This is a genomic window from Polaromonas sp. YR568 (genome assembly GCF_943371715.1).
In the GTDB taxonomy this organism is placed as follows: Bacteria; Pseudomonadota; Gammaproteobacteria; order Burkholderiales; family Burkholderiaceae_C; genus Polaromonas.
The window spans coordinates 34,681-47,668 of sequence record NZ_CALRVW010000021.1; the positions used below are offsets into that span (position 1 = coordinate 34,681).

At 61.8% G+C, this 12,988-nt stretch carries 15 protein-coding genes; 4 read left to right on the forward strand and 11 right to left on the reverse strand.

Annotated elements, in window-relative coordinates; genetic code table 11:
• Positions 1–2 precede the first annotated feature (2 nt).
• From AAG813_RS14780 to AAG813_RS14815, 8 genes are all read right to left on the reverse strand, one after another.
• Positions 3–1,172 (reverse strand): hypothetical protein, encoded by a 1,170-nt coding sequence (locus tag AAG813_RS14780; protein WP_341916414.1) that lies wholly within the window; start codon positions 1,170–1,172, stop codon positions 3–5.
• 361 nt (positions 1,173–1,533) lie between these two features.
• Positions 1,534–1,863: a hypothetical protein gene (locus AAG813_RS14785; RefSeq protein ID WP_341916416.1), complete on the reverse strand. Its 330-nt coding sequence runs from the start codon at positions 1,861–1,863 to the stop codon at positions 1,534–1,536.
• Positions 1,864–1,925: 62 nt separating this feature from the next.
• Complete coding sequence (locus AAG813_RS14790) at positions 1,926–2,210, reverse strand: hypothetical protein (RefSeq protein WP_341916418.1); 285 nt, start codon at positions 2,208–2,210, stop codon at positions 1,926–1,928.
• Between the two features lie 74 nt (positions 2,211–2,284).
• Positions 2,285–2,659, reverse strand: coding sequence for a hypothetical protein (locus tag AAG813_RS14795; RefSeq protein WP_341916420.1), 375 nt, complete (start codon positions 2,657–2,659; stop codon positions 2,285–2,287).
• 73 nt (positions 2,660–2,732) lie between these two features.
• Positions 2,733–3,074, reverse strand: a complete 342-nt coding sequence (locus AAG813_RS14800; protein WP_341916421.1) for a hypothetical protein — start codon at positions 3,072–3,074, stop codon at positions 2,733–2,735.
• Positions 3,058–4,293 (reverse strand): phage/plasmid replication protein, encoded by a 1,236-nt coding sequence (locus AAG813_RS14805; RefSeq protein ID WP_341916423.1) that lies wholly within the window; start codon positions 4,291–4,293, stop codon positions 3,058–3,060. The genes AAG813_RS14800 and AAG813_RS14805 overlap by 17 nt, the downstream gene beginning before the upstream one ends.
• The gene (locus AAG813_RS14810) at positions 4,287–4,640 is read right to left on the reverse strand and encodes a hypothetical protein (protein ID WP_341916425.1); all 354 of its coding nucleotides are present in this window, start codon (positions 4,638–4,640) and stop codon (positions 4,287–4,289) included. The genes AAG813_RS14805 and AAG813_RS14810 overlap by 7 nt, the downstream gene beginning before the upstream one ends.
• Before the next feature lie 310 nt (positions 4,641–4,950).
• Positions 4,951–5,091 carry a hypothetical protein gene (locus AAG813_RS14815; RefSeq protein ID WP_341916427.1) on the reverse strand — a complete coding sequence of 47 codons (141 nt, stop codon included), beginning with the start codon at positions 5,089–5,091 and terminating at the stop codon, positions 4,951–4,953.
• Between the two features lie 428 nt (positions 5,092–5,519).
• Between AAG813_RS14815 and AAG813_RS14820 the strand changes: the two genes are divergently transcribed.
• The 4 genes from AAG813_RS14820 to AAG813_RS14835 all read left to right on the forward strand — a co-directional run bounded on the left by AAG813_RS14820 (position 5,520) and on the right by AAG813_RS14835 (position 8,913).
• Positions 5,520–5,732, forward strand: a complete 213-nt coding sequence (locus AAG813_RS14820; RefSeq protein ID WP_341916428.1) for a hypothetical protein — start codon at positions 5,520–5,522, stop codon at positions 5,730–5,732.
• A gap of 253 nt (positions 5,733–5,985) precedes the next feature.
• A complete protein-coding gene (locus AAG813_RS14825; protein ID WP_341916431.1) occupies positions 5,986–6,249 on the forward strand; it encodes a hypothetical protein in 264 nt (87 codons plus the stop codon).
• A gap of 47 nt (positions 6,250–6,296) precedes the next feature.
• Positions 6,297–7,172, forward strand: a complete 876-nt coding sequence (locus AAG813_RS14830; RefSeq protein WP_341916432.1) for a bile acid:sodium symporter family protein — start codon at positions 6,297–6,299, stop codon at positions 7,170–7,172.
• Entirely contained in the window at positions 7,153–8,913 is a 1,761-nt protein-coding gene (locus tag AAG813_RS14835; RefSeq protein WP_341916434.1) for an amidohydrolase family protein, read from the forward strand. The genes AAG813_RS14830 and AAG813_RS14835 overlap by 20 nt, the downstream gene beginning before the upstream one ends.
• Here the strand turns inward: AAG813_RS14835 and lnt are convergent.
• From lnt to AAG813_RS14850, 3 genes are all read right to left on the reverse strand, one after another.
• Entirely contained in the window at positions 8,893–10,521 is a 1,629-nt protein-coding gene (gene lnt, locus AAG813_RS14840) for an apolipoprotein N-acyltransferase (RefSeq protein ID WP_341916436.1), read from the reverse strand. The genes AAG813_RS14835 and lnt overlap by 21 nt on opposite strands.
• A 23-nt stretch (positions 10,522–10,544) precedes the next feature.
• Positions 10,545–11,399, reverse strand: a complete 855-nt coding sequence (locus tag AAG813_RS14845) for a transporter associated domain-containing protein (RefSeq protein ID WP_341916438.1) — start codon at positions 11,397–11,399, stop codon at positions 10,545–10,547.
• A gap of 250 nt (positions 11,400–11,649) precedes the next feature.
• On the reverse strand, positions 11,650–12,984 hold the full coding sequence (locus AAG813_RS14850; RefSeq protein WP_341916440.1) for a sulfatase-like hydrolase/transferase: 1,335 nt from the start codon (positions 12,982–12,984) through the stop codon (positions 11,650–11,652).
• Positions 12,985–12,988 lie beyond the last annotated feature (4 nt).

Sequence of the window (12,988 nt, forward strand, 5' to 3'; positions counted from 1 at the left end):
GGTCAGGCTTTCAGGACGATGAACATGGCCGACAGGGTGAAGGCGGCAGTCATGACGGCACGCAGCTGGCCGAAGTGGTCTTCGACGAGCTGGCAGTGGGCATCAATGACGAAGGTGCGGTTGTTCCAATCGAAGGAGCTTGTCGGGCAACTGGATGAGTGCGCGGGCAGGCTCCAGCCGAGCAAACCGCCGAAGGGGCCATTTGCGTTTTTGTTCAGGCCTACGCCTTTGATGTCGGCTCCGGTTTTGGCTTGCGGATCGGAAGGGGTGGACGAATCGCCCGTGAGAAAGTCCTTGATCTGGGTCAGGAGTCCTTTGTTGGCCTGCTGGGTAGACTCGCAGGCATCGCCGTTTGCGCAACTGCCTCCGCCCGTTCCAGTGCCACTGCCGGTGCCTGTCCCTGTACCGGTTCCCGTACCGCCGCCAGTGCCTCCACCAGTGCCTCCGATGCTGATAGAAAGGCCTTGGCCGGCGTTGCTTGATGCACCGTTGCCTAGGGTGTCGGAGATGAGGACATTGTCTGTACCAGGAACGCGTGTACCGGTCTGGTCGTAGGAGGAAACGACGACGCCCGTCGCGGTGGTTGCAGCGCCGCCGGAGGTGGTGACATTGAGCTCAGCGGATTGCGCGACGGTCACGGAACCGTCAGAGGCGCGGGTCACAACGAGGTTCTTGCCAGAAGTGCCGGATGTGGTGGGCGCGAGCTGCTGGGACATGGTGTAGCCGCCGTCGGTGATGGTGGCGGTGGGCTTGGGCGCCGGATTGGATGCGGTGGCCGGGGGCGTGTATTGCCACTCGCCGGTAGCACCGCCAGCCGATGGAGCCCAGCCGCCAGTAGCGCCATCTCCTGCGAATTGACCGCCGCCACCTGGCACAAATGATCCGTCCGGGTTGGTGGCAATAGAGGGCGTGGAAGTGTCACCGGGTGCGGGGGATGGCGTGGCATTGCTGGAGGGTTCGAGATTGACCGTGAGCGGCGGGGAGGATGCGTCTACAGCAGCTTGAGCGGTTGCGGGTGTGGGGGCATCAGCGCCCATCACGAGACTGGCAACTCCCAAATGCAGCGCGGCAGCAGCGAGCAATGGGACAACCAAACCTCCAGTACCGACAACAGCACCAGCAATCGCACCAGCAGCAAGCACCTTGGCTCCGATCTCTAAAGCCTTCTGCAAAGGAATAGGGCTTTGGGTTGCAGGCGGGGGATGAGGTGACAGGTTTAAGGATCCAACAGCGCAGGATTCGGGAGCGCCAGAAATGACCCGACAGGCGTAGCTGGGGTATGCGTCGAGAATTGAAGCGCAGGAATCGGTGCAAATAGTTCCAACGGCAGCAGCGTTGCCGGCGCAAACAAGAACATTACTGCCGCAGTAAACATCTGCGAACGCAGGGCGAGAGCACAAGAACACAACAGCGCAGCAAACGGCGGCTAAACGGCGGGAGGTCATAGACGCAAACCCGCGATAACGGCGCAGGCGCACACAACGCCGAATGCAAAAATTGACAGATTCCACAGATCGACGGCTGACGGCATGATCAGATCCTTGGGGTACGGATTCGGTTTGACGATGAGCGGCCAGTGCGGCCCTCGAAGAGGAACAGGGCGCGGCGGGATTCCATGTCGACAAGATCGCCGCTGCGAACTTTTTGCTTGACTTCGCTCAGTGCGGTGAAGTAGTCGTCTTTGTCCCACCACCTGCCGCCGTAGTAGACCTGACCGCGAACCATGCCGAGGACTTGGCGAACTGCAAAGATGGTGACGAATACGCCCATGAGAACGACGCCACAGGCGAGGACGGCAACGGTTGTTGTGGAGAAATCGATTGCGGCCAGAATGGGCGCAAAGTTGGGAGCGACGGTAGCCATGAGCATTCCTGGTGAAGGTGAGGACGTGGAGCGCAGCGCTACGCCCCACACCTGGTTAAAACTTAACCGCGCTTGACCATGCCCAGCACGAGCTGGGAAGCCTTCACCACGATGTACACAACCATCAACGAGCCGGCGACCAGCAGGAGCGCAGCAATCGCTGTGGAGAAATCGACTTCATTGGTCAAACCGCTCATATCGGGGGGCACGGCCAGAGCGGGCGTTGCAGCGGTCAGCGCGAGAGAACCGGCACCAACAACAGCGGCCACGCGAACGGATGCGCCGGAGAAGGCGCTGGAGACAGCAGCAACGGCAGCAAGGGCGAACACCATAATTTTCTTGAACATTTTGCGAGGTCCTTTCGAGACACTAAGTCCGGGAAACTGCCCGGCCAGATTCGTCGATAAACGAATGTGTTACGTCAAAACTCCCTGACGGCTTTGACGACCAACCCAATCACATGGGAGGAAAAATAGAGCAGCATCACGCCTGTGAAACCGAAGGCCCAAAAGGAACCGAGGGCGGCGTAGTCGTAGGACTCTGCGGGGGTGGTGCTGGCGGTTGTTGTAGGTGGTTCGCAGACCTGCAAGATCGGCCAGACCTGTGAGCTGTACGACCAGTGGCAATCGTTTTGCGTGGACCCTGCGTAAAAAATCGAACCAGGCGAACCGTTGTTAATTGCCAAATTTAGGCAAGCCTCTGCGGGAGTGTTGCCCGTCGCGCCGGGAAGGTTGGCGACGATAGAGGCATGCGCGATCTTGTACGGCTTTTGGTTTTCAGTGCAGGTCGGGAGCATGGCGCAGTGATTCGGGTGTTGTTTGCGTGTGAACGAATTCAGTAGCGCCCTTGGGAGGCGCTGGAAAATTCGATCAGGCGGCTTTAAGTTGCGCGGCTTCGGAACGCCCGCGTTGAGATGCAGACTCCATCGGGCGGGCGCTCATCACGACTTCCTTGCTTTCGGAGCCGTTGGAGACTCGCTCGACCTCGAGCTTTGCCACGAAGGGGTAAGGCAGGTGCTGCATCGAGAACACCGAAGCGGCATTCGGCATCTTCCACTCCTCGACGCACTCGCCGCCTTTGAAGTTCTTGCCGTCCTCGTTGTTTTTCGTGGCGAGCTTGACGCGGGTGTAGAGCGTGCCGCTGTCAATTTCTTTGCCGTCGATGTTGCCTTTGAAGGCTTTCATGCCGATAACTTCAACTGTGAGTTCCATTTAATTTCCTTGTGATTGCGGGCAGCTCGTACCATTCAGGTTGAGACGCAGGGCCGAGCCGGATTACCCTGGTTTTCATTTTGAGAGGGACTACGTTGCTTTTGATGGCTATGTCGCAGCCATACGGGAGCAGCTCCTTTCTGTGACGGAAGAACGTTGCGCGGGACAGCTTCTCAGGCAGCGCATCACCGGCCTGCCACATGCGATAGGTGGACAGCAAGTGCTTCGGCAATTCCGTGATTTCCTCGACCTCGGCGGATGCACGCGTGAATACTTCACAGGCTTTTTCAAATTCGATTTCAAGCTGTTTCATGTCATAGCCTCCGAGGTAGTTGCACCCCAACGCGTGCAGCTTTGTGGACTTGACGGTTAGCTCAGCACGGACCAACCCCACTTCATCGCACCAGTCAGCCAGCTTCAACAGGTAGTCATTCGACGGTGGCTGTTTGCGTAGTGACGGATCAACATCGAGCAGTCCAGGAAGGTGCGGAATTGTTCGCGGTGCCTTGGCTCCTGAGATGTGTTTGCGAAGCTCTGGGCCTTTGCTGTAGACCTTGAAATACATGTTGCGGGAACCACGGCCAAAATCGACGGTTTCGCCGTCACCAATGGTTTGCGTCTTGATCCGGCTGGCTTGCTGACCTGCCAGAAACCGCATGAAGTGATACGCGTTTTCCTTGGAACCGGTGACGAAGTTTTGCGTGATGTCCACCCGCGTGACGCGTGCGCCGGTCCACACGCTGCGGGGATTGCCTTTGAAATTCGTCATGAACCGGTCGCCCTCGGTGAACGCTGGCAATCCAAGTTCTGAGAGGATGTTGTTGATCTGGCCGATGCACTGGATGAAGCTGTAGCCGAAGACGTTGTCGGGCCGTCCGAACTTGGAAACGTTGCCGTCGAACCGGACCGTGTCACCGTCACACCGGATAAAAATCGCGGACTCGTGCGAGCCTTCGACCTTGACGCTTTTGAGGGTAGTGGTCACAACTTCACCGTTTTTGTCGATACGCAGCACAGCGCCGTCGGCAAAGCGTGGAAGGTTTCCGCCGTGTTGCTGGTAGATCGAAATCCAGTCACAGAAGCCGACCATCTGGGCTTTTGTGGCTGGACTGACTCGCCATTTTTCGGCAAGTCTTGGAAACAATTGCCGGACATCCGGAACGTGGCCGGGAAGCTGGTTTGTCTCACCGGTGAGACTAGATTGACGTGTTACTAGCACGTCAATCCTTTTTGACCTTCGGCAGCGATCGCGGTTGCCTCCGGCTTCGCTTCGCTCCAGGCGGGGGCAACCGGTACGCAGCTACAGGTTTTGCCGCCGCATGCGATCACGTTGCGGACTGGAACCGTAATGCGGGTTTGTTCAGGCCAAAGGGTTTCAACTGTCCAGCAGTTGGGGCCACCAGGAACGGTATAGGCGTCTTTTATGACGGCGCAGTACACCACCATGCCGCGCTTGGCTAAAACGTGCTGGGCATGCACATGGCGAAGCTGAGCAGCGTCATAGCAACGCCGGAAGTGTTCTTCGTAGGTATACGGCTCGGATGAAATTGAGGGCTTCAGGCTCATGCGTTCACCTGACCAAATGAGGATTTCCCCATGTTGAAGAATTGGAGGGATGCGAGTACACCAGGCACAAGGTCCAGCAGATCGAGCTGGTTGACCTGGTGGGGTGTTCCCCGAGTTGGGGAGGGGATCGAGTGAAAGGAGGTGCAGATCCCGCCGCTAGTGACTTCAACCGAGTACCTGGAGCAGTACGGACGCGGCGGCAGGCCTATGCCGTTTTCTGGCTGGGCGTCGGTGAGGTACCTACAGTTCCTGCACCCGGTGCGGTCTTTGGGGGAGAGGTAGCCGATTTCGGCGTGGCGAGCGACTAGTCTCATTTACGCAGCCGCTCCAAGAAGGGCCAGAGGATGCGGTCACAAAAGACCATGCCAACAATGCATGAAGCGATGCCGACAACGACAAAGCAAAGCGTCAAAAATGCGCCCTGCCAATAGGTAATGCCGAGAAGACTCATTCGCAGTGCTCCATGAGCGATGGCTCGACGATGAGAAAATAGATGACTTGGGCGGCAACTGTTAAAGCGAACGAAATGACGCAAAAACAAGGCAGCAGGACCCACAGAGCAAATTGCATAAAACTCATCTGGAGGCACCCATGGGGGAGTATTGGCAGCTGGTCGAAACGGTGGTCTGGTTCGCTTTTTTCGCGCTGGTGGCTTGCGTAGCAGCAGTCTTTGTGACGATCTGGCTGAAATGGGATTCGAACAACGAGACCGAAAGACACCCACCAGAGCGCAAAAGACGCAGACCGTTCTGATGCGAACATTTGCGGTGCCCAGTCAGCCGAATCACTGGTAGAAGACCTAAGCCCAAACAGCCTCGTCGATCGAGAACGCAAGATCGACCGAAGGTAAGAATAAATTCAACAGAAATTGCAGAACAAATGGACAAACAACTTGCCATGGGAATGGCTTTCGTGGCTTTTTTCTCCATCGCATTCGCGGCTATGGGAATGTGGGTTGCGTACCTGGTAATCAAGGAAGCAATCAAAGTCGCTCTGATCGAATCAGGCTTACTTGATGCCCTGGACAAGATTGCTACCTGGCAGCCAAAAGACGAATCAAAAGGCAAATGGCCTGAGCTGCCCAAGCAGTGAATGCACGCCCCCAGCCCGAGAGATTCGACAGGTGGCACCCCATCGGGCTCCCTTTCGTGGACTGGGGGAGTGCAAGCGGTGTAGCTCATCGCGCCTGCGGGTGAGCCTGTGTACGAGGTTATTGCCATGGAGTGCCATCCGGTTGAAGTCATGCACCTTGCATGACGAACAGAAGCTTAGAAGGCATTCACCTTGCATGTCAAGCGCTTGTTAACATGCATGCACCTTGTAGACAAATCACGTAAAGGCTGATATGCAAAACACACTAGACCTACTGAAAAAGGCAACGGAAGAACAGCCGCTGCCGTACTGGACTAAGAAACTTGAACTCTCGAAAAACACGCTTTCGACGTCGAAAATTCGTGGGCACCTGAGCCCTGCAATAGCAGGGCGTTTAGCCGAGTTTCTAGAGGAAGATGTCGAGCACTGGGTAATGGTTGCCGCGCTTGAATCTGAGCGTGACAGTGCGTGCAAAACGCACCTGCTGAAACGGATGAAAGACCGCGTAAAACGTTGATTTTACGGAGCTTTCACCGGGTTACCCTGAGACACAAGGAAAGTGTCATGACAACCCAACAATTGATTCTGAGCCTGGTGCTGGCCACCATGGTGTTTTCGGTCGCGCTGGAACTCAGGGTGAGCGACTTCAGGCGCGTCGCGCAAACACCCAAAGCGGTGGTCTGCGGGCTGATCCCGCAGTTCATCCTGCTGCCGGTGGGCACCTGGCTGGCCACCCTGGCGCTGGACCTGCCACCCAACGTCGAGGCCGCGATGATCCTGGTGGCGGCCTGCCCCGGCGGCAGCCTGAGCAACGTGATTACCCACCTGGGCCGCGGCAACACGGCGCTGTCGGTCAGCGTGTCGGCCGTGGCCAGCGTCATTGCGCTGGTCGCCACACCGTTCAACTTCAGCTGGATGGTGGCGGCCAACCCAGCCACGGCCGGCTGGCTCAAGACGCTGGACATCGACCCCTCGGGCATCTGGATCAGCCTGTTCCTGCTGCTGGCTCTGCCGATGGCCTTGGGCCTGCTGTTTTCGCACCAGTTGCCTGCGCTGACGGCGCGCATCCGCAAGCCACTGGGCAACTTTTCGCTGCTGGCCCTGCTGGCTTTCATCGTGCTGGGGCTGATCAAGGAGCGCCAGTTGCTGACGCTGGGCCTGCTTCCCATGCTGGCCATCGTGATCGCGCACAACGCCAGCGGACTGTTTTTCGGCTGGGCCACCAGCAAGGCCATGGGTGTGAGCGAACGCGACCGGCGCGCCGTGATGATCGAGGGCGGCATGCAGAACTCGGGCCTGGCGCTGGGCATCATTGCCGTACAGTTCAACTCGGACCTCGGCATGGTCATCATTGCCAGCCTGTGGGGCATGTGGCACATCGTCAGCGGCCTGTCGCTGGCCTACTTCTGGAGGAAAAAAGATGCTCGACTTGCTTATTAAGGGCGGCACCGTCGTCGACGGCAGCGGCGCTGCGCCCTTTGTGGCCGACGTCGGCGTGCAGGACGGCCGCATCGTGGCCATCGGCCCGATCACCGCGGCGGCGCGCGACACCGTGGACGCCAGCGGTGCCTGGGTCACACCGGGTTTTGTGGACATCCACACCCACTACGACGGCCAGGCCACCTGGGACGAAACCTTCAGCCCCAGCATCCACCATGGCGTGACGACCGTGGTCATGGGCAACTGCGGCGTCGGCTTCGCGCCGCTGCGGCCGGGCAGCGAGGACCGCCTGATCAAGCTGATGGAGTGCGTGGAAGACATCCCTGGCGTGGCGCTGACCGAAGGCGTGAAATTTTCATGGGAGAGTTTTGGCGACTACCTGAACGCACTCGACGCCATGCCGCACAGCCTGGACTTCCTGGCCATGGTGCCGCACGACCCGCTGCGCATGCTGGTGATGGGCGAACGCGCCGAGGCACGCGAAGCCGCCAGCGCGCAGGACATTGCTGCCATGCGCGAGCACCTGCGCACCGCGCTGGCGGCCGGGGCGGTGGGTTTTTCCACCGGCCGCTCGGACAACCACCGCACGGCCGAGGGGCACGACACACCAGCCTCGATTGCCAGCGCGGCCGAGCTGACCGGCATCGCCGCGGCCTTCGAAGGCCTGAGCCACGGCGTGGTGCAGGTCGTCAGCGATTTCGACCTGATGCAGGGACCGCAGAACTTCGATGCCGAGTTCGACCTGGTCGAGCAGCTGGCGGCGGCCAGCGGACGGCCGCTGTCGATGAGCTGGCTGCAGCGCGATCCGGGCGGCGAGCAATACCTGGCCATGCAGGCCCGCGTGGAAGCGGCCGTGGCGCGCGGGCTGCCGCTGTACCTGCAGACCGCGGCGCGCGGCATTGGCGTCATCAACGGGCTGGACGCGAGTTTTCACCCTTTCATGGGTTTTCCCGGCTACAAGGAAATTGCTACGCTTTCAGTAGCTGACCGCGCAGCCGCCATGCGGGAACCAGCCCGAAAAGCCCGCATCCTGGGCGAGAAGTCGGAGCGCCTGGCGGGCGATGGCACACCGATTCCGCCGCTGGTGGACATGCTGCTGGCGCGCATTGAAATGATCGCCGGGCGCATGTTCCCGCTGGACGCCACGCTCAACTATGAACCCAACGTGATGCAGAGTTTTCTGGTGCGCGCCAAACAGCGGGGCATCACCGCGCTGGAGGCGCTGTACGACTACTTCAGCGAAGGCGACGGCAGCCAGTTGGTCTACTTCCCGATCTTCAACTACAACCAGGGCTCGCTCGACACCGTGCGCCAGATGCTGGGCCACCCGCGCGCGCTGTTCGGCCTCGGCGACGCCGGCGCGCATGTGGGTACCGTCTGCGACGCGAGTTTTTCCACCTTCATGCTCACGCACTGGGTGCAGGGCCGGGCGCAGGACCGCCTGCCGCTGGAGCAGGCGGTGGAAATGATGAGCTCGCGCAATGCGCGCTACCTGGGGCTGAGCGACCGCGGTCGGCTGGCGGTCGGCCTGCGGGCCGACATCAACGTCATCGACCCCTTGCGATTGAGCGTCGGGCTGCCGCAGCTGGTGCGCGACCTGCCCGCCGGCGGCAAACGTTTCCTGCAGAAGGCGCAGGGTTACATCGGCACCTGGGTCGCAGGCCAGTGTGTGGCCCGCGAAGGTGAAGTCACGGCCGCGCGGCCGGGCCGGCTCGTGCGTTCAGGCCAGGGCGCGGCCTGAACGCAGGCGAAAGGCCAGCGCCAGCCCCGCGACACCCAGGCCCAGCGCCCACCACGGCCACAGGCCGTAACGCGACACCCACCATGCGTAAGGCGTGATGCCGTTGCGGCCCTCGACCTCGCCGACCAGCACGCCGCGCGTGTGGCGCGGCAGTTCGTGGGTGACCTTGCCGCGGTGGTCAATGATGACCGTGGCGCCGGTGTTGGTGGCGCGCAGCATGGGCCGCTCGAATTCGAGCGCGCGCATGCGCGAGATGGCCAGGTGCTGGTCGATGGCGATGGTGTTGCCGAACCAGCCGATGTTGCTGAGGTTGACGAGCACCGTGGGCGCCGTGGCAAGGTTGGTGAAACTGGCGCCCAGCTCTTCGCCAAACAGGTCTTCGTAGCAGATGTTGGGCGCCAGCCGCTGGCCCTGCCAGTCAAACGAGGGCTGGCCGAGCGGGCCGCGCTTGAAGTCGCCGAGCGGGATGTTCATGAGGTTGATGAACCAGCGAAAGCCCGGCGGGACAAACTCGCCAAAGGGCACCAGGTGATGCTTGTCGAAACGGAAGGCCTGGGCCTGGCCGGGCTTGAGCCCCACCGCCGAATTGGCGTAACCCGTGCTGTAGCTGCCCAGCGGCATGCCGATCAGCGCCGCCTGCTGGCCCGAGGCAAAACGCGCCTGCACGGCGCTCCAGTAACCTTCGGGCAGTTGCTGCGGCAGCAGCGGAAGGGAAGTTTCCGGCGCCACCACCAGCGCGGTTCTGGCGCCCTGCAGTTGCTCGCCATACCAGCGCAGTGCCGTCGGCAGGCCGGTGCCAGGCTGGAATTTTTCGTCCTGGGGAATGTTCCCTTGGAGCAGCGTCACCTGCAGGCTGCCGGCCGAGGTGGAGGTCTGCTTTCCGGCCACCAGTGCCCCCGCCACGATCAACGCCGCCAGCACCGGGAACACGACCAGTTGGCGCCGTGACCGGCCCAGGCCAGCCAGGCTGGCGGCCAGGAAAGCGGCCAGGAGGGTGATGCCGTGCACCCCGATCCAGCGCGCATAACCGTCCAGCCAGCCGTCCAGGTGCGCGTAGCCGGCCGCGCCCCACGGAAAGCCGGTGAAAAACTCGACACGGGCCAGTTCGGCCAGCAGCCAGAGGGCCGCAAAAACAAGCGCCCGGCGGGTTCGCCCGGCGGGCGCCAGCCGGACATAGGCCGCGCAGGCCAGCGCGTAGTAAGTGGCCAGAAAAATCGCCAGGCCGCCCACGGCGAGCACTGTCAGCGGCGCGGCCAGGCCGCCGTAGACATGCAGCGAGATGAACAGCCACCAGAAAATGCCGCTCAGCCAGGCGCTGCCAAACAGCCAGCCCAGCAGCAGCCCCTGCTTGAAGCGGGCGCAGCGGTCCAGCGAGCGGACCAGCGCAGCCAGCGCCAGCAGCTGCAGCCACCAGACCGGCTGGCCCTGCGCCAACCCCGAGGAAAAAGGCCACGCAATGCTCAATGCGTGGGCGCAGCCAGCTATTAAAACAATAGCGATGTCGAGAAAGGAAAGCCCCTTGCGCGCTTGCGGGTGCCGGACATGCTCCAGCAGGGCTGGCAGCGTGGGCAGCGCCGACATCATGCTGTGGATCGAGTTCCGTGCCATCCGCTGCTTCTGCCCGCCGCGCCTCAGGTGCCCGTGCCGACGGGCGAAACCTTGAACCAGCGCACCGCGCCGCCTTTGGTGTGCAGCACGGTGAACTGCAGGCCGGCCAGCGCGTAGAGTTCGCCGCGCTTGGGCACATGGCCCATCTCGTGGGCGACCAGGCCGCCAATCGTCTCGAAGTCGGTTTCGGGCAGCAGCACACTGAAGGCCTCGTTGACACGTTCGATCGAGGTGTCGCCGCTGACGCGGTAGGTGTGGTCGGTCAGGCCGAAGATGTCGCCCTCGTCCTCGGCGATGTCGAACTCGTCCTCGATCTCGCCGACGATCTGCTCGAGCACGTCTTCAATCGTGATGAGGCCGGCGACACGGCCGAACTCGTCAATGACGATGGCCAGGTGGTTGCGGTTGCCGCGGAATTCGCGCAGCAGGTCGTTCAGGCCCTTGCTCTCGGGCACAAACACCGCCGGCCGCAGCAGCGCACGGATGTTGAGCTCGGGCGCGCGCTGCAGCTTGAGAAGGTCCTTGGCCATCAGGATGCCAATGATGTTTTCCTTCTCGTTTTCGTAAACGGGAAAACGCGAGTGGGCGGTGTCGATCACCAGATGCAGCAACTCGTCGAAGGGGGCGTCGATGTTGATGACGTCCATGCGCGGTGTGGCCACCATCACGTCACCGGCCGTCATGTCGGCCATGCGGATCACGCCTTCGAGCATCTCCCGGCTTTGCGCGCCGATGACATCGTTGTCCTGCGCCTCGACCAGGGTTTCGATCAGCTCGTCTTTGGAGTCGGGCCCGGGGTGAAGCATTTCAGCGAGCTTCTGGAGGAAGCCGCGCTTGTCTTCGGGCTTGGGCGGTCTACTGGGAGGGTTGTCGGACACAGAGGTGTTCGGTAGTTGGCAAGCTGCCAAGGATAACGTATTCAAGTGGCGCGCAGCGCGGCGTCACAGGCATTCTTCGACAGGCTCGGGAAGAACGGTTAAAAGTTGAGCGAGCGTGAGGCCCTCTTGTTCAAGCGGAGGCCGCGGGTCCGGCTTTGCCGGCCCGCAGGCGCAGCGCCCCCCCCTGCACTGCAAGGGGCAGGGAGCTGCCGCAGGCTCGCAGTGAGCGACCGTGGGGGTCGACATCTATCTAGCGCTGCGGCATGTCCTTGACCGAATAACCCAGGCTCACGGTGGCATCGGCCGGAATCGGCGGCATGCTGTCGTTCCAGCGCTCCCATGCCTCGCGCATGGCCCCCAGGCGCGCCGGTTCGCGGGCTGACAGGTTGGCGCGCTCACGCTCGTCGGCCGGGATGTTGAAGAGGTAGTCGTTGCCGTCCACCCGCAGATACTTCCAGTCCCCGTCGCGCAGCGCGCGCTGGCCCCGGTGGTTCATGCGCCAGTAGAGCGGCCGGTGGAAACCGTGGCCGGGCTGCTGCAGCACCGGCAGCAGCGACACGCCGTCCAGCGGATAGCCGGGAGCGGCTGGCACGCCGGCCGCGTCCAGCAGGGTGGCCGACCAGTCCATGGTCATGCAGTGCTGCTGGCTGACCTGCCCGGGTGCAATCTGCGCCGGCCAGTGCGCAATCCAGGGCACGCGGATGCCGCCCTCGGTGAGGTCCATCTTGCCGCCGACCAGCGGCCAGTTGTCGGAGAACCGTTCGCCGCCATTGTCGCTGGTGAACACCACCAGCGTGTTGTCGGCCAGCCCCTGCCGGCGCAAGGCGTCCATCACCTGGCCGATACCTTCGTCCATGTGGTGGATCATGCGACGGTAGCTGTGGATGTTGCCGCCGTGCAGGTGAAACAGGTTGCCCCTGATCTCCTGCGCCAGCGCCTCATCGTCACGGGTCTCCCAGGGCCAATGCGGTGCGGTGTAGTGCATGCTCAGAAAAAAGGGCGTGCCCTCCCTGGCGCCGCCGGCCATGCGGGTGACGAAGTCCACCGAGCGCTGCGAGATCAGGTCGGTCAGGTAGCCGTCTTCCTTTTTTTCCTCGTCGCCGAACCACAGGTCGTGGCTGCCGCCCGAGCTGCAATGTGTGAAGTAGTCCACCCCGCCGGACATGGGGCCAAAGAACTCGTCATAACCCGAACGCAAGGGGCCGAAAGACGGCGGGTAACCCAGATGCCATTTGCCAATCAGCGCTGTGCGGTAGCCGCTCGCCTTCAGCAACGAAGGCAGGGTCGGGTGTTCGGGCGGCAGGCCCAACGTGGTGCTGCCGCGGCTTTTGCTGTTGATGGGCTCTTCGGCGGCGCCGCGCAGGCGGTACTGGTAACGCGCGGTCATCAGCGCAAAGCGGGTGGGCGAACAGACCGGGGAGTTGGCATACCCCTGGGTGAACTTCATGCCCTTGGCGGCAAGGCGGTCGAGCACGGGCGAGACGGGCGCCCGGCCCCCGTAGCAGCCGAGGTCGGCATAACCGAGGTCGTCCGCGACGATGAAGACGATGTTGGGGCGTGGCGAGGCGGCCAAAGCGGTGTGCACCGGC

What these genes read in the sequence shown, in the direction of transcription:
- AAG813_RS14785 (WP_341916416.1), bottom strand. Translation starts at nt 1,863, where the DNA reads ATGGCTACCGTCGCTCCCAACTTTGCGCCCATTCTGGCCGCAATCGAT.
- AAG813_RS14790 (WP_341916418.1), bottom strand. Translation starts at nt 2,210, where the DNA reads ATGTTCAAGAAAATTATGGTGTTCGCCCTTGCTGCCGTTGCTGCTGTC.
- AAG813_RS14795 (WP_341916420.1), bottom strand. Translation starts at nt 2,659, where the DNA reads ATGCTCCCGACCTGCACTGAAAACCAAAAGCCGTACAAGATCGCGCAT.
- AAG813_RS14800 (WP_341916421.1), bottom strand. Translation starts at nt 3,074, where the DNA reads ATGGAACTCACAGTTGAAGTTATCGGCATGAAAGCCTTCAAAGGCAAC.
- AAG813_RS14810 (WP_341916425.1), bottom strand. Translation starts at nt 4,640, where the DNA reads ATGAGCCTGAAGCCCTCAATTTCATCCGAGCCGTATACCTACGAAGAA.
- AAG813_RS14815 (WP_341916427.1), bottom strand. Translation starts at nt 5,091, where the DNA reads ATGAGTCTTCTCGGCATTACCTATTGGCAGGGCGCATTTTTGACGCTT.
- AAG813_RS14820 (WP_341916428.1), top strand. Translation starts at nt 5,520, where the DNA reads ATGGACAAACAACTTGCCATGGGAATGGCTTTCGTGGCTTTTTTCTCC.
- AAG813_RS14825 (WP_341916431.1), top strand. Translation starts at nt 5,986, where the DNA reads ATGCAAAACACACTAGACCTACTGAAAAAGGCAACGGAAGAACAGCCG.
- AAG813_RS14830 (WP_341916432.1), top strand. Translation starts at nt 6,297, where the DNA reads ATGACAACCCAACAATTGATTCTGAGCCTGGTGCTGGCCACCATGGTG.
- AAG813_RS14835 (WP_341916434.1), top strand. Translation starts at nt 7,153, where the DNA reads ATGCTCGACTTGCTTATTAAGGGCGGCACCGTCGTCGACGGCAGCGGC.
- lnt (WP_341916436.1), bottom strand. Translation starts at nt 10,521, where the DNA reads ATGGCACGGAACTCGATCCACAGCATGATGTCGGCGCTGCCCACGCTG.